General features: G+C 71.8%; 11 protein-coding genes. 5 read left to right on the top strand and 6 right to left on the bottom strand.

Annotation, left to right across the window (positions count from 1 at the left end; all coding sequences use genetic code 11):
* Positions 1-189: 189 nt before the first annotated feature.
* The 4 genes from ACO229_RS25255 to ACO229_RS25240 all read right to left on the bottom strand — a co-directional run bounded on the left by ACO229_RS25255 (position 190) and on the right by ACO229_RS25240 (position 3,791).
* Positions 190-1,647 carry an NAD(P)/FAD-dependent oxidoreductase gene (locus ACO229_RS25255; RefSeq protein ID WP_423463136.1) on the bottom strand — a complete coding sequence of 486 codons (1,458 nt, stop codon included), beginning with the start codon at positions 1,645-1,647 and terminating at the stop codon, positions 190-192.
* Between the two features lie 153 nt (positions 1,648-1,800).
* Positions 1,801-2,751, bottom strand: a complete 951-nt coding sequence (locus ACO229_RS25250; RefSeq protein ID WP_397430773.1) for an exopolyphosphatase — start codon at positions 2,749-2,751, stop codon at positions 1,801-1,803.
* Positions 2,752-2,862: 111 nt separating this feature from the next.
* A complete protein-coding gene (locus tag ACO229_RS25245) occupies positions 2,863-3,363 on the bottom strand; it encodes a DUF501 domain-containing protein (protein ID WP_397430774.1) in 501 nt (166 codons plus the stop codon).
* A 29-nt stretch (positions 3,364-3,392) separates the two neighbouring features.
* A complete protein-coding gene (locus ACO229_RS25240; RefSeq protein ID WP_423463135.1) occupies positions 3,393-3,791 on the bottom strand; it encodes an FtsB family cell division protein in 399 nt (132 codons plus the stop codon).
* A 19-nt stretch (positions 3,792-3,810) separates the two neighbouring features.
* Here ACO229_RS25240 and ACO229_RS25235 point away from each other — a divergent pair, with 19 nt between their 5' ends.
* A complete protein-coding gene (locus ACO229_RS25235; RefSeq protein WP_423463134.1) occupies positions 3,811-4,740 on the top strand; it encodes a hypothetical protein in 930 nt (309 codons plus the stop codon).
* A gap of 81 nt (positions 4,741-4,821) precedes the next feature.
* Here ACO229_RS25235 and eno read toward each other — a convergent pair whose 3' ends face one another.
* Positions 4,822-6,102: a phosphopyruvate hydratase gene (eno, locus tag ACO229_RS25230; RefSeq protein ID WP_397417094.1), complete on the bottom strand. Its 1,281-nt coding sequence runs from the start codon at positions 6,100-6,102 to the stop codon at positions 4,822-4,824.
* 368 nt (positions 6,103-6,470) lie between these two features.
* Here eno and ACO229_RS25225 point away from each other — a divergent pair, with 368 nt between their 5' ends.
* The gene (locus ACO229_RS25225) at positions 6,471-7,994 is read left to right on the top strand and encodes an ABC transporter permease (protein ID WP_423463133.1); all 1,524 of its coding nucleotides are present in this window, start codon (positions 6,471-6,473) and stop codon (positions 7,992-7,994) included.
* Positions 7,995-8,030: 36 nt separating this feature from the next.
* The gene (locus tag ACO229_RS25220) at positions 8,031-8,708 is read left to right on the top strand and encodes an ABC transporter ATP-binding protein (protein WP_423463132.1); all 678 of its coding nucleotides are present in this window, start codon (positions 8,031-8,033) and stop codon (positions 8,706-8,708) included.
* 504 nt (positions 8,709-9,212) lie between these two features.
* Here ACO229_RS25220 and ACO229_RS25215 read toward each other — a convergent pair.
* Positions 9,213-9,665: a hypothetical protein gene (locus ACO229_RS25215; RefSeq protein WP_423465356.1), complete on the bottom strand. Its 453-nt coding sequence runs from the start codon at positions 9,663-9,665 to the stop codon at positions 9,213-9,215.
* Here ACO229_RS25215 and ACO229_RS25210 point away from each other — a divergent pair.
* Together ACO229_RS25210 and ACO229_RS25205 are read left to right on the top strand one after the other, a co-directional pair.
* The gene (locus tag ACO229_RS25210) at positions 9,634-13,608 is read left to right on the top strand and encodes an endo-1,4-beta-xylanase (RefSeq protein ID WP_423465346.1); all 3,975 of its coding nucleotides are present in this window, start codon (positions 9,634-9,636) and stop codon (positions 13,606-13,608) included. The two genes, ACO229_RS25215 and ACO229_RS25210, sit on opposite strands and share 32 nt — an antisense overlap.
* Positions 13,609-13,779: 171 nt before the next feature.
* Positions 13,780-15,411 carry a peptide ABC transporter substrate-binding protein gene (locus ACO229_RS25205; RefSeq protein ID WP_423463131.1) on the top strand — a complete coding sequence of 544 codons (1,632 nt, stop codon included), beginning with the start codon at positions 13,780-13,782 and terminating at the stop codon, positions 15,409-15,411.
* Positions 15,412-15,497: the final 86 nt, after the last annotated feature.

Below are 15,497 nucleotides of genomic sequence, written 5' to 3'. Positions count from 1 at the left end.
GACACGACGTCGGAGGAGAGCAATCGCGCGGCTGCATCGGTCCCTCGCACAGGCCCCGAGACTGACTTCGGTCGGTTGCCTCGAGATCGGTCGATCCACCGACCGATCTCGAGGCAACCGACCGAAGTCAGCAATCAGCCCGCAGCACCGGACCGAATCAACAGGCGCGGGCCTGGCGCCAGCCGGTCGTCAGGACTTGGCGCCCGACTCCGCGCGGGACGCGGACGACTCGGCCTTCTGCTCGACCTTCTCGCCCGGGGCCTTCGGCAGCACGGAGGCGTTACGGAACTCCTGGCGCGGGTCGTGCAGCGAACCCAGGGACACCAGCTCGCGACCCATGAGGAACTGACCGATCCAGCCGATCAGGATGCGCACCTTGCGGTTGCCGGTCGGCATCGCCATGACGTGGTAACCACGGTGGGCCACCCAGGCGAGGAAGCCGCGCAGCTTGATGAAGCCGAAGAGCTCGGCGACACCCTTGTACAGACCCAGCGAGGCGACGACACCCACGTTCTTGTGGTTGTAGTCCACGGCAGGCCGGTCCTTGTACAGCGCGACGATGTTGTCGGCCAGGCGCACGGCCTCCCGGATCGCGTGCTGCGCGTTCGGCGGGCAGAACTTGCCCGGGTTGAGCACGTCCGGCACCGCGGCGCAGTCACCGGCGGCCCAGGCGCCCTCGATGACCTCGCCGTTCTCCGTCGCGACCTGCAGCGTCGGGAGCACGATGACGCGGCCCAGCTTGTCGTACGGGAGGTCGGACGACTCCTTGATGACCGGGTTCGCCTTGACGCCCGCGGTCCACACGATGGTCTCGGTGTCGAACTCGACACCCGTCGAGGTCACGACGTGCCCGTCCACGCAGGACGAGAGGAACGTGTTGAGGTGGAACTCGATGCCACGCTTCTTCAGCTCGGCGAGGGCGTACTCGCCCATCGGCTCCGTGACCTCGGGCAGAATGCGCCCGGCACCCTCGATCATGACGAACCGCAGGTCCGACGGCTCGATGGTGTTGTACTGGCGCGTGGCGTAGCGCGCCATGTCCTCGATCTCGGCGAGGGCCTCGATACCGGCGAACCCGCCACCCACGAAGGTGAACGTGAGCATGCGCTTGCGCAGGTCGGCGTCCCAGGTGGACGACGCGACGTCCAGCCGGTTGATGACGTGGTTGCGGACCGCGATGGCCTCTTCGACGTTCTTGAAGCCGATGGCGTTCTCCGCCAGGCCCGGGATGGGCAGCGTGCGCGACACCGAGCCGAGGCCGACGACAAGCTGGTCGTACGTGACCTCGTACTCCTCGCCCTCCTCGGGCTGGATCTTCACGGCCTTGCGGCCGTGCTCGATCGTGGTGACCTTGCCCTGCAGCACGTCGATGCCCTTGAGGGCCTTCCGGTGCGGCGCGACGACGTCACGGGCGTCGATCGAACCCGCACCCGCCTCCGGCAGGAAGGGCGCGTACGTCATGTACGGACGCGGGTCGACGACGACGATGGCCGCCTCCCGCTTCTTCAGCTTCTTTCGCAGGCGGCGCGCCACGTAGAGGCCGACGGACCCGCCGCCGAGCACCACGATGCGCGGCACCTTCCGCGGGCGCGGCGTGCTCGCCGCGTCGGAGGCATGGCTGACCGAGGTCAGGTCGTTCTGAGGCATGATTCCCAGGGTACCGCGCGCAACGCATGCGTATTGACACGACAAAGAACGGCGTGTGCGTGATGCACAGCACGCCGTCGTCGCTGACGGAAGCCTTCGCGCTCCTCCGACCTCCCCAACGGGCCGTCCCGGCCGGGAGTTCCCGGGCGTTCGCTACGCCATGGACAGCGCGATCCCGTCCAGGATGTCGTGCTCGCTCGTCACCACGCCTGCCAGCGATCCGCCCACCGCCGCGACGTCGGCCGCGACGCGCCGGACCACCTCGGACCAGACGAGCGCCCCGGCTGCGATCACGTCGACCCGGCCGGGGTGCAGGAAGCCCATCGCGGTCCGTTCGGCCCGCGGCGCCGCGAGCAGCGCGGCGCACGAGGCCAGCACGGTCTCGACGGGCAGCACCGCCTGGTCCACCCGGTCGCGCCGGTACTCCGTCAGGCCCAGGGCGTGCGCGGTCACCGTGGTGATGGACCCGGCCAGGCCCACCAGGGTCGCGGTCTTCGCGAGCGGCACCACGCGGGCGGCGTCGTCCAGGTGTGCGCGGACGTCCGCGCGCGCCGCCTCGACCTCGGCCGGCGACGGCGGGTCGCTGTGCAGGTGCCGTTCCGTCATCCGCACCGACCCGACGTCCATCGAGACGCTCGCGTCCACGGAGTCGGTGCCGAGGACCAGCTCGGTCGACCCGCCGCCCAGGTCGACCACGAGGAACGGTCCCGCGTGGGCTCCTGCGACCGCGCCGGTCGCGCCGCGGAAGGACAGCTCCGCCTCCTCGCGCCCGCTGATCACCTCGACGTCGACGCCGAGCGCGTCCCGCACGCCGTCGAAGAAGGCATCCCGGTTCCGGGCGTCCCGCGTGGCCGACGTCGCCACGAACCGCACCCGCTCGACGCCGGCGGCCTCGATCGCCGCCGCGTACCGGCGGGTCGCGGCGAGCGTGCGCTCCAGAGCCTCGGGCGCAAGCTCTCCGGTGCGGTCGACGCCCTGGCCGAGACGCACCACCTCCATGCGACGGTCGAGCTCGGTGAGGTTTCCGGCGGCGTCGACGTCCGCGAGGAGCAGGCGGATCGAGTTGGTGCCGCAGTCGATCGCGGCAACGCGAGAGGAAGTCACGCGGCGATTCTCCCAGCCGCCGCCGTCACCGGGCGCCGGACATCCCGATTCGCGAGAAACGTCACGCGAACCCGCGACGCGGCGCGCCGGCGTGCCCTGCGGCCCGAGGGGTCAGCAGGTGCAGCGGTCCGGGCGCCATGTGTCGCGGGCCAGGGCGAGCGCCTCGTCACCCAGCGGGTTCACGCCCGGTCCGGCAGCGAGGGCGTGCGCGAAGAGCACGTGCAGGCACTTCACCCGCGTCGGCATGCCACCGGCGGAGATGCCGTCGATCTCGTCGACGTGGCCGATCGCCTCGCGCTCCGCCAGGTAGTGCTCGTGCGCCGCGCGGTAGGCGGTGGCAAGCTCCTCGTCGGACTCGAGCCGCGCCGTCATCTCCTTCATCACGCCGTTCGCCTCGAGCGTCGAGGCGGCAGCCACCGCACCGGGGTGCGTCAGGTAGAAGACGGTCGGGAACGGCGTGCCGTCGGGCAGGCGCGGCGCGGTGCGCACCACCGTCGGCCGGCCGCACACGCAGCGCGCCGCGATCCCCACGACCCCTCGCGGTTCACGGCCGAGCTGCTCGGCCAGGACTCGCAGGTCGTCGTCGGACACGCTGTCGATCACGGAGCTCACCACCCCATTGTCCCTCAGGACAGGGGCGGTCACTCACCGCCCGCGATACGCACCGAGTCCCAGACGCTCGTGTACCAGGGCGCGTCGGCGTCCTCGGACGCGCCCGGCGACGGCTCGACGACGCCCGGCGCGGGCTCCTCCTCCTGCACGGAGTCGGTGTCCAGCGGCCGCCACACCTTGTCGCCCGGCATGACGAACCGCAGGCGCGACCGGGCCTGCTCGATGACGTAGTTGCGGTCCTCCCAGCGGGCCAGCTCGGTCTCGAGGTCGGCCTTCTGCTCCTGCTGCTCGCTCAGCTCGGAGCGGAGCTCACGCAGCTCGGCCTGCTGCGTCACGACCGCGCGGACCGTGGGCAGCAGCAGCACCACCGCGAGCAGCATCACCACCGACAGCACCATCGCACGGACCGTCAGCACCTCGGGCAGCACGAGCCCGAAGCTGCCGCGCTTGCGGTCCGCGCGCGGCGGCCGGGCGGACGGCGCGACGCTCGCGGTCGCCGTCGAGCGGCGCCGCGGCTGGGCGGGTCGCTTCGCCCCGGACGGGGCCGGACGCCCGCCGCGCGCGGCCGACACCGCGGGCCGGGCCGACGGACGAGCCGCCGCGCCCCGGGACGCCCCGCCCCGGGACGACGCGGCACGGGACGACGCGGCACGGGACGACGCCGGACCGGACGCCGTGGACCGGGCCGGGCCGGTGCGGCGCGCCGAGGACGGCGTGGCGGGCTTCCGTGCGCCTGACGTCCCGGCGCTCCCCGTTGCCTCCGACGTCGGCGTACCACCCGACGCACCACGCTTCGACGCTGCTGCCTTCGACGAATCCTTTGTCGAGGCGCCCTTCGTCGAGGCGCCCTTCGTCGAGGCGCCCTTCGTCGAGGCGCCCTTCGGTGAGGCGCCCTTCGGTGAGGCGCCCTTCGGTGAGGCGCCCTTCGGTGAGGCGCCCTTCGGTGAGGCGCCCTTCGTCGAAGCGCCCTTCGTCGAAGCGGCGCTCTTCGGTGCGGCCTTCGTCGAAGCGCCCTTTGTCGAAGCGGCGCTCTTCGGTGCGGCCTTCGACGTCGACCCGGACCCGCGGCCCGCGCCGTCCCGGCCGGCCCTCGTGTCCTTCGCCGCACCCCGGCCGGCGCGCTTCGGGTCGTCCTTGCCCCGCGCCGAGCCCGAGGCCTGGGCCGACGACGGGCGCGCATCCGAGCCACGCGCCGAACCCGAGGGCCGCGCCGGGCGGCGTGAGGAAGCCATGGGTCGATTGTGCCGATTCGCCGGGCCTTTGTACCGGCATTACCTCCGGCGCGCCGTGTGTCGAATCCGTGAAACGACGAAGTGCGCTTCTACCCTGCGATTTTGCCCAAACCTCGCTGGGCTTATGGGCCGAATCGCTGGGTAGAAGCGCACTCTCCGGCGGTGCCACCGCACCGGCGCCGGTCGAGCGTCTGAGGCCCGCTCGACCGCCGCCGTCAGGCCAGAGTCAGCCCTGGAAGCGCGGGAACGCCGACCGGCCGGCGTACGTGCCGGCCTCGTCGAGCGCCTCCTCGATGCGCAGGAGCTGGTTGTACTTCGCGATGCGCTCGCCACGGGCGGGGGCACCGGTCTTGATCTGGCCGGCGTTCGTGGCCACGGACAGGTCCGCGATGGTGGTGTCCTCGGTCTCGCCGGAGCGGTGCGAGGTCATCGTGGTGAACCCGTTGCGCTGCGCCAGCGTCACGGCGTCGAGCGTCTCGGTGAGCGTGCCGATCTGGTTGAGCTTGACCAGCAGCGAGTTGGCCGACTTGAGCTCGATGCCCTTGGCGAGGCGCTCGGGGTTGGTCACGAACAGGTCGTCACCGACGATCTGCACCCGGTCGCCGACCTTGCCCATGAGCGCGGCCCAGGAGTCCCACTCGTCCTCGGACAGCGGGTCCTCGATGGAGACCAGCGGGTAGTCGGCCACGAGCTGCTCGTAGTACGCGATCATCTCGTCCGGCGTCTTCTTGCCACCCTCGAAGGCGTACACGCCGTCCGAGAAGAACTCGGTCGAGGCGACGTCCAGCGCGAGCGCGACGTCCGTGCCGGCCTTGAGGCCCGCGCGCTCGATGGCGACGAGGATCAGGTCGAGCGCCTCACGGTTGCTGCCCAGGTTCGGGGCGAAGCCGCCCTCGTCGCCCAGGCCGGTGGCCAGGCCCTTCTCCTTCAGCACGGACTTGAGGGAGTGGTACACCTCGGTGCCGGTGCGCAGCGCCTCACGGAACGTGGGGGCGCCGATCGGGGCGACCATGAACTCCTGGATGTCGACGTTCGAGTCCGCGTGGGACCCGCCGTTGAGGATGTTCATCATCGGCACGGGCAGCACGTGGGCGTTCGGGCCGCCCACGTACCGGAACAGGTCCAGGCCGGAGCTCTTGGCGGCGGCCTTCGCGACGGCGAGGGACACGCCCAGGATCGCGTTGGCGCCCAGCTTGCCCTTGTTCGGGGTGCCGTCCAGGTCCAGCAGCGCCTGGTCGACGATGCGCTGCTCCTCGGCGTCGTACCCGACGAGCTCGGGGGCGATCTCGTCGTTGACGGCCGCGACCGCCTTCTCGACGCCCTTGCCCAGGTAACGGCCCTTGTCGCCGTCACGCAGCTCGACGGCCTCGAACGCGCCGGTCGAGGCGCCGGACGGGACGGCCGCACGGGCGAAGGTGTCGTCGTCCAGGACGATCTCTACCTCCACGGTGGGGTTGCCGCGCGAGTCGAGGATCTCGCGCGCTCCAACGGCTTCGATGCTAGCCACGGGGACTCCTTCTCAGGATGTTGCTCGGAGGTTACGGCCCCCAGCCTAGGACGTCCGGCGAGGGGGCGGGCAACCGTCCACAGCCGGGCACCCGCGCGCCTGGCGGTCCTGGTGCCGGCCCCGGCACGAGGCCCGGTAGCCCGCCCGGCAGCGCGCCCGGCAGCGCGCCCGGTTCACAGCACCACCACAGGTCGACGACAGGGGCACCACAGCCGTGGTGCCTAGCGTCCGGACGGTCCGGCGCGGACCGCCCCGCGGAGCGACCTCACGCCCCCTGTCCTCCCTGGTCGTGACGACACCGCCCGCGAGGTGGTCCGCGCGGACACCACCGTTCCGCACGCCCCACTCCAGACCCCAGGCAGGAGCCCATGTTCTTCACCTATCTGCGCAGAGAGTTGCGCAACCGGCGCAAGCAGACCGTCGTCGTCGCGATCGGTCTCGCGGTCGCGATCGCGCTGGTCATCGTCGTCAACGCCGTCTCGACCGGCGTCAAGAACGCCCAGTCCGAGGTGCTCGACTCCGTCTACGGCGTCGGCACCGACATCACCGTCGACCAGGCCGCCGACGGGCCGGGCGGGGGCGGCGGCCCCGGCCGGTTCGACTTCGGCGAGGGTGAGGGCGAGGCGAACGAGGACGGCACGCGCGACCTCTCGCAGGACCGCCTCAGCACGGCCATGGGGTCGACGTCGTTCGACGCGTCCGCCCTGGAGACCATCTCCGGGCTGGACCACGTGTCCGGCGTCGCCGCGACGCTCGACCTGCAGAACATGTCCTTCTCCGGCGAGATGCCGGACTTCGAGGCGATGCGGGAGGGCGACGGGCCGGTCACGATGCAGATGGGCCCCGACGGCTCGGGCGAGGCGACGGCCGGCGGGTCGTCGTTCGAGATCGACCAGTTCACCGTCACGGGCGTGGACCCGGACGCCGCCGCCGTCGGCCCGCTGACCACCGCCGAGCTGGCCGACGGCCGGACGCTCGAGGCTGGTGACGAGAACGTCGCCGTGCTGGACGCCACCTACGCCGAGCAGCAGGAGCTCGCCGTGGGCGACACCCTCACGGTGGGCGGGAAGAAGCTGGAGATCGTCGGCACCGTCGCCTCCACGACGGGTGACGGCGTCGCGACGGCGTCCGACGCCTATCTGCCCCTGGCCACCGCCCAGACGCTCGCGGACCTCGCCGACCAGGTCACCGACGTGTACGTGCAGGTCGACTCCGCCGAGAACGTCGACGCCGTCGCCGCCGCCATCGAGGACGAGCTGCCCGACGCGTCGGTCAGCACGCAGTCCGACCTGGCCGAGAACGTGACCGGATCGCTGTCCACCGCGTCGAACCTGATCGGCACGCTCGGCACGTGGCTGAGCGCCATCGTGCTGGCCGCCGCCTTCGGCCTCGCGATCCTCTTCACGGTCTCGGGCGTGAACCGCCGCACCCGCGAGCTGGGCACGCTCAAGGCGATCGGCTGGAGCAAGGGCCGCGTGGTCGGCCAGGTGGCCGGCGAGTCCGTGGTGCAGGGCCTCATCGGCGGCGTCGCGGGCCTTGCGATCGGCGCCCTGGCGGTGTGGGCCGTCAACCTCGCCGGCATCACCCTGAGCGGCGGCGCGGGTGGCGGTGGCTTCATGATGGGCGGCCCCGGCGGGGGCGGGCAGGCGCCGGCCGGCGCCCTGCAGCAGGGCGGCGACGCCGGCGGCGAGAGCTTCGGCGCGACCCGCCCGGCGGGCCTGGCCGACGCCGCGAGCAACGCCGTCGACGTCGCGCTCCAGGCACCGATCAGCCTGTGGATCGTGCTGGCCGCCATCGGGCTCGCGGTGCTCGGCGGGCTCCTCGCGGGCGTGGTCGGCGGGCAGCGGGCCGCACGCCTGCGCCCCGTCGAGGCCCTCCGTTCCCTCGCCTGAGCGACGACAGCCCCACCGACCCGAGAAGAGGCAGACATGTACCAGATCGACGACCTGACCAAGACGTACCAGCAGGGCAAGCGCGTCGTGCGCGCGCTGCGGGGCGTGTCCCTGACCATCGGCGACGGCGAGCTCGTGGCCGTCCAGGGTCCGACCGGCGGCGGCAAGTCCACCCTGCTGCAGATGCTCGGCGGCCTGGACCGTCCGACGTCGGGCACCGTGGCGCTCGACGGGACGGACCTGGCCGGGATGAGCGACGCCCAGCTCACCGCGGCCCGGGCCGAGACCATCGGCTTCGTGTTCCAGAACTTCAACCTCATCCCCACGCTCACCGCCCTGGAGAACGTTGAGACGGCGCTCGTGCCGTCGAAGGTCGCGCGGCAGACCCGGACCGCACGGGCGCAGGCGGCCCTGGAGTCGGTAGGCCTGGGCGACCGGGGCGACCACCTGCCCGGTGAGCTCTCGGGCGGGCAGCAGCAGCGCGTCGCCATCGCCCGCGCGCTGGTCAAGAACCCGAAGGTGCTGCTGGCCGACGAGCCGACCGGCAACCTCGACGAGGAGACCCGCGACGAGATCGTGGACCTGATCGAGGGCCTGTGGAAGGAGCAGGGACTGACCATCGTGCTGGTCACGCACGACTCCGTGGTGGCCCGGCGTACCCCGCGTCGGCTCCGGATCGCCAAGGGCACGCTGAAGGAGCTCCCGGCGGCCTGACCGGCGGCCGAGGAGGTGGGTGGTCTCCTGGGTGGGGGCGGCTGTCTCAGCGGGGGCGGCTGTCTCAGCGGCGAGGGCAGCAGTCCCCGCGGGGTGAACTGTCCCAGCGGGGTCAGGAGTTCCAGCGGGGTCAGCAGTCCCAGCGAGGTCGGAGTCTCCTCAAGGAGGTAGGCATCCTCAGCGAGGTCGGCAGTTTCCTCACCCAAGTCGGCAGTCCCCTCAGGGAGGTCGGCACTTTGCGTCGAGATCGGTCCAGGCCTGTGCCGACCTCGACGCAAAGTGCCGACCTCGCAGGAAGCTGCCGACCTCGCAGGAAGCTGCCGACCTCGCAGGAACGTGCCGACCTCGCCAGGAACGCGCTCCTCACACCAGGAACGTGCCGACCGCGCCAGGAACGCGCCCCTCACACCAGAAACGTGCCGACCGCGCCAGGAACGCGCTGGCCTGCACACACGCCGACCCTGCTGGTCTCGACGGTGCCCGGCAACTCTCGCTACGCTGCCCCTACGTTCGCCGCGGCACCGTCGCCCCGGCGTCCACCCCACCGGAGACACGCGCAAGGGAGCGCAGGATGCCTCGTCGAAATCGTTTCATCAGCGGAGACCGCTCGCTCAGAAATCGTTTAGCACCCGGACTCGCCACCGGCCTCGCGGCAGTCGTCACGGCCGGTGCGCTGGCCGCCGGGCCCATCACACCCGCCGCGGCGTCAATGCCGGTCACGACGTCGGTGCCCATCACAGCGTCCCCCGCCACGGCGTCACCGACCACGACAACCACCACCACAGAAACCACCACAAGCACCGCAAGCGCCACAGCGACCACCACAGCAAGCACCACAGCAAGCACCACAGCCACCACAGCCACCACAGCCACCACAGCCACCACAGCCACCACCACAGAAACCACCACACAAGCCGACACCGCCATCGTCACCGCCGTCGACTTCGAGGACGGCACCACCGGCACCTGGACCCCCAGCGGCTCCGCGACCCTCGACGTGATCACCGACCCCGACGGCTCGGGCCACGTCCTGTCCGTCACCCGCGCCGCCGACTACGAGGGCATCCAGTCCCCCACCGGCATCTTCCGCCCCGGCCTCACCTACACCTTCAGCATGCGCGCCCGCCTCGCCGATCCGGCCGTGGCCGGAGGCCCGGAGACCACCGGCGTGCGGTTCGTCCTGAAGCCGGCCTACGCCTGGGTGGGCAACACCACCGTCGGCACCGAGTGGACCACGGTGAGCGGCACCTGGACCGCCGGTCCCGATGCCGACCCGGCCCAGCTCCAGGCCTACCTCGGCACCACCGACCAGGACGCCCCCTACACGATCCTCGTGGACGACATCATGGTGACCACCTCCGACCAGGTTCCCCCGGACGACGTCGTGCCCGGCGGCGCCGTCGACCCCGTACCCACACCCGTGTACGCCGCCGAGGGCAGCGGCGACGTGTCCGCCCTGACCTTCGACGACGGCCCGAACCCCGGCACCACGCCCGCGCTGCTCGACTTCCTCGCGGAGCACGACCTCCGGGCCGTCTTCTGCGTCATCGGCCAGAACATCGAGGCCGACGGCGGGGCCGCGCTCCTGCGCCGGATCGTCGACGAGGGCCACGTGCTGTGCAACCACTCCACGTCGTACGCCGACATGGGCTCCTGGACGCAGGAGCAGGTGCGGGCCGACATGATCGAGAACCTGGCGATCATCCGCGACACGCTGGGCGACCCGGACCAGGCGGTGCCGTTCTGGCGCGCCCCGAACGGCTCGTGGGGCGTGACGCCCGGCGTCGCCGTCGAGCTCGGCATGCAGCCCCTGGCCGTGCGCAACACCATCGCCGACTGGGAGACGCAGGACGTCCCGACCCTGACGGAGAACCTGCGCACCGCGATGGTCCCGGGCGAGCTCGTCCTGGCGCACGACGGCGGGGGCGACCGGTCCGGCACGCTCGCGGCCGTGCGCACCGTGGTCACCGAGCGGCTGGCCGACGGCTGGACGTTCACGTTCCCGCAGGGCACACCCGCGGCGTCGGCAGGCCCGGTGATCGCCACCGACTTCGAGGACGGCACGCTCGGCGGCTGGGCGGCGCGCCACGGCACCGACGCCTCCGACTTCTCGCTCGCCGTCACGGACACCGACGCGCACGAGAGCACCCGGTCCGCCGCGCTCACGGGCCGGGACGTGACCGGTGACGGCATCGGCCGCGACGTCACCGGCGTGCTGCGGGCCGGCATCACCTACGACGTGTCGGCCTGGGTCCGCTTCGCCGCGGGGCAGACGCCGGGCGACGTCTGGCTGAGCCTGGCGAGCACGGTCGAGGGCGCCCAGAACTTCTCGACCCTGGCCCAGTTCACGGGCCTGACCAGCAGCGGCTGGACCGAGGTGACCGCCACGTTCACCATGCCGGCCCACGACAGCGCGCTCCTCTACTTCGAGACGGCGTACGACGGCGGCAACACCAGCGACTGGCTGATCGACGACATCGTGGTGTCCGTACCCGAGCCGCCGCTGATCGAGGACCTGACCGGCCTGCAGGAGACCGTGGACTTCCCGCTCGGCGTCGCGATCGACAGCCGCGAGACGTCGGGCACGGCCGCCGCCCTCCTGGACCGGCACTTCGGCCAGGTCACGCCCGAGAACCACATGAAGCCCGAGGCCTGGTACGACGCCGACCGGACCCTGCGGCGGCACCCGGAGGCCACCGCGCTCATGGACTTCGCCCAGGCGAACGACCTGCGGGTCTACGGTCACGTGCTGGTGTGGCACAGCCAGACGCCCGACTGGTTCTTCCAGGACGACGCGGGCGCGCCGCTGGGCGCCGACGACGCGGGCCGGGCGGTGCTCCGCGAGCGCCTGCGCGACCACGTCTTCGGCATCGCGCAGGACCTGAGCGACGACTACGGGCCGTTCGGCTCGGAGACCAACCCGCTGGTCGCGTTCGACGTGGTCAACGAGGTCGTGTCGGACGGCGCCGAGAACGCCGACGGCCTGCGCCGCAGCGAGTGGTTCCGGATCCTGGGCGAGGAGTACATCGACCTCGCGTTCCAGTACGCGGACGAGGCGTTCAACGAGACGTACGCGGCGGACGGCAGCGAGCGCCCGGTGACCCTGTTCATCAACGACTACAACACGGAGCAGAGCGGCAAGCAGGACCGGTACCGCGCGCTCGTGGACCGGCTGCTGGCGCGCGGGGTGCCGGTGGACGGTGTGGGGCACCAGTTCCACGTGTCGCTCGCCATGCCGGTCAGCGCGCTGGACGGCGCGCTGGACCGGTTCGCGGACCTGCCGGTCACGCAGGCGGTCACGGAGCTGGACGTCACGACGGGCACGCCCGTGACCCGGGCCCGGCTGGTCGACCAGGGCTACTACTACCGGGACGCGTTCGACGTGTTCCGCGCGCACACCGCGGACCTGTTCAGCGTGACCGCGTGGGGCCTGACCGACGGCCGGTCGTGGCGCGTGGACAGCGGCGCGCCGCTGCTCTTCGACGACCGGTTCCAGGCCAAGCCGGCCTACCACGGTGCCGCGGGCGCCGAGCTGCCGGCGCGCCTGCGCACGGCGCAGGTGTTCGCGGGCGACGTGCCCCTGGACCGCTCGGCGACCACCTCACCGGTGTGGGACCGGCTGCCCCGGCACACGTTCGCGGCGCCGGACGGCGGCACGGCCGCCTTCCAGCTCCGCTGGGCGCCGGGCCACCTGACGGCGTTCGTCTCGGTGGACGACGCCGCGGCGGACGCCGGGGACGCCGTCACGCTGGTGCTCGACGACGGGGCCGCCGTCGACGGCGCCGAGTACGTGGTGGGCCGGGACGGCACGGTGTCGGGCCCCGGGACCGATGTCGCCGCGGTGGTGTCCGAGCGGGAGGGCGGCTACGACGTCGTCGTGCGCCTGCCCGCGACCCTCGCCGAGGGTGGGACGCCGGGCTTCGACGTGCGGGTGGCCGGGGGTGGCGCGAGCACCGCGTGGAACTCGCCGGGCGTGCTCGGCACCCTGACGCTGGTCGAGGAGCTGTCGTACCTGGAGGTCGCCGAGGCGGACCGGGCGCCGGTGGTCGACGGCGCCGTCGACGAGGTGTGGGGGTCCGCGGGCCCGGCGGTGACCACGGCCAAGGAGGTCGAGGGGTCCGACGGGGCGGTCGCCACGGTCCGCACGCTCTGGCGCGGCAGCACCCTGTACGTGCTGGCGGACGTCGCCGACCCGGTGGTGGACGTCTCGGGCTCGGACCCGTGGGTCCAGGACTCGGTGGAGCTCTACGTGGACGGCGGGAACGCGAAGAACGGCGGGTACCGGGCCGACGACACGCAGATCCGGGTCTCGGCGGCGGGCGCGGTCTCGTTCGGCACGGGTGACGAGGCGGCGCAGCGGGCCCGGGTGGAGAGTGCCGCGACGGCGACCGACGGCGGGTACCGGGTCGAGGTGTCCGTGGACCTGCTGTCGTACGGCGGTGCGGGGACGTTCCACGGCCTGGACTTCCAGGTCAACGACGCGACCGCCGGCACGCGGACCGCGGTGCGCAACTGGGCGGACCCGACGGGTGCCGGCTACCAGTCGACCGCGCGCTGGGGCGTGGGTCTGCTCGCGGGGCCGACGGTCGCGGCCTGGTCCCCGGGCACGGTCTACACGGCGGGTGACCAGGTGCGCCACGACGACGGGGTGGTGTTCACGGCCCTGTGGTGGACGCGCGACCAGGTTCCCGGCGCCAGCCCGTGGGGCCCGTGGGCGGCGGTCGGAACCCAGGTGACCTGCGAAGACGCCTCCTACCGGACCTGGACCTCCTCGTGGGAGTACCGGGGTGGCGAGACGGTGGTGCACGACGGCCGCCGCTGGACGGCGCAGTGGTACAGCCGGAACCAGGAACCGGGTGCCACGCCGTGGGGTCCGTGGCGCGACCTCGGGGTCTGCTGAGCCGCACGACCCTCGTCAGGTTCCCTTCCGCGCCGCCCCCGCGGCAAGGAAGGGGACCTGACGAATCGTTACAGACGGTTAACACGAGTTTCCAGGCGTGCCCCGTCCCGTGGCGATATGGTCCAAACCTCCCCGCCCTCAGCCCGGGGAGACGAACTGGGGAGGCAATCAGTGAGGCAAGCACGCATCACCACCCTCGCCGCGGGGGCGGCCGTGGTGGCCCTGACCGCGGCCGGGTGCAGCCCGAGCGACACCGACGACGACGCCGGTCCGGTCACCCTGGAGACCTGGATCAGCCAGGACATGGAGACGCTGTTCCCGGGCGACGCCGGGGCCTACGACAACATCAGCGTCCTCGACGTGGTGTACGACGGTCTGGTCCGGTACGACCCGGAGACCACCGAGCCGTACAACTACGTGGCCGAGTCCATCGAGCCGAACGACGACAACACGGTCTGGACCATCACGATCAAGCCGGACCTCACCTTCCAGAACGGCGAGCCCGTCGACGCCGAGGCGTTCGCCCGCTCCTGGAACTACACCGCCGACGGCGACAACGGCCTGTACTCCAACTACTTCTTCGGCATCATCGAGGGCTACGACGAGATGCAGCCCGAGACCGACGACGACGGCAACATCACCGCGGAGGGTGCCGCGGACGAGCTGTCCGGGGTGAAGGTCACCGACGACCTGACCCTCGAGGTCACCCTCGCCTCGCCGTTCGCCGGCTTCGCCACGATGCTCGGCTACACCGGCTTCTTCCCGATCGCCCAGGAGTGCCTGGACGACGTCGAGAAGTGCGCCAAGGAGCCCATCGGCAACGGACCGTTCCAGGTGACGGACTGGCAGCAGAGCCAGGAGCTCACCGCCGAGAAGTGGGCCGACTACCCGCTGGAGGAGACGCCGGACTACGACGCCATCCACTGGACCGAGTACGCGACGGGCGAGACCTCGGGGTGGGCGGACTTCAAGGCCGGCGACCTCGACCTGTCCTTCCCGCCGACCGCGGAGGTCGAGTCCGCGAAGAACGACCCCGAGCTCTCGGAGCGCTACGTCGAGGCCCCGGGTGCCGCGCTGACCTACCTCGGCTTCTCCGGCTACACGGAGGGTCCGTGGAACGACATCGAGTTCCGCAAGGCGATCTCGATGGCGATCGACCGCGAGGGCATCATCTCCTCGCTCGGCAGCGGCCAGGCCACGCCCGCCGACTCCTGGGTGGTCCCGGGCGGCGTGCCCGGCGGCGAGGCGGGCACGTGCGAGTGGTGCACCTACGACCCGGAGGCGGCCAAGGCGGCCCTCGAGGCGGCCGGCGGCTGGCCCGAGGGCGAGAAGCTGCAGATCAGCCTGGGTGACAACGACGCCGAGGTGGAGTACTTCACCGCCATCGGCAACTCGATCGAGGAGGTGCTGGGCATCCCCTACGAGCTCAACATCGACCCCGACTACTTCACCACGCGCGCCGAGCAGGGCTACGACGGCATGTTCCGGAACAACTGGTTCCCGGACTACCCGCTGAACGAGAACTACCTCAGCTTCTACGCCTCCGGCTCGGCGCAGGACAGCCAGTTCGGCTGGTACAGCAAGGCGTTCGAGGACAAGCTCGACGAGGCCGCGGCGGCGGCGTCGCTGGACGAGTCCGTGGCCCTCTACCAGGAGGCCGAGGGCATCCTCGCCGAGGAGTTCCCGACGATCCCGTTCCGGTGGAGCTTCAGCGCCACGTACTACAGCGACCGCCTGGACAACGTCGTCCTGAACCCGTTCTCGGGTGCGCCGATCCTCCGCCAGATCGAGGTCACGGCGTAACGAACCACCTCGCGGTGTCAGGCGTACAGGTCGGGAACGTGACCTGTACGCCTAACACCTGCGGGCCCCACCCCCCCCCCGGAAGG

The organism is Promicromonospora sp. MS192, assembly GCF_049532985.1.
In the GTDB taxonomy this organism is placed as follows: Bacteria; Actinomycetota; Actinomycetes; order Actinomycetales; family Cellulomonadaceae; genus Promicromonospora.
This window is presented reverse-complemented; position numbering and strand designations above follow the sequence as displayed.

What these genes read in the sequence shown, in the direction of transcription:
- ACO229_RS25255 (WP_423463136.1), bottom strand. Translation starts at nt 1,647, where the DNA reads ATGCCTCAGAACGACCTGACCTCGGTCAGCCATGCCTCCGACGCGGCG.
- ACO229_RS25225 (WP_423463133.1), top strand. Translation starts at nt 6,471, where the DNA reads ATGTTCTTCACCTATCTGCGCAGAGAGTTGCGCAACCGGCGCAAGCAG.
- ACO229_RS25220 (WP_423463132.1), top strand. Translation starts at nt 8,031, where the DNA reads ATGTACCAGATCGACGACCTGACCAAGACGTACCAGCAGGGCAAGCGC.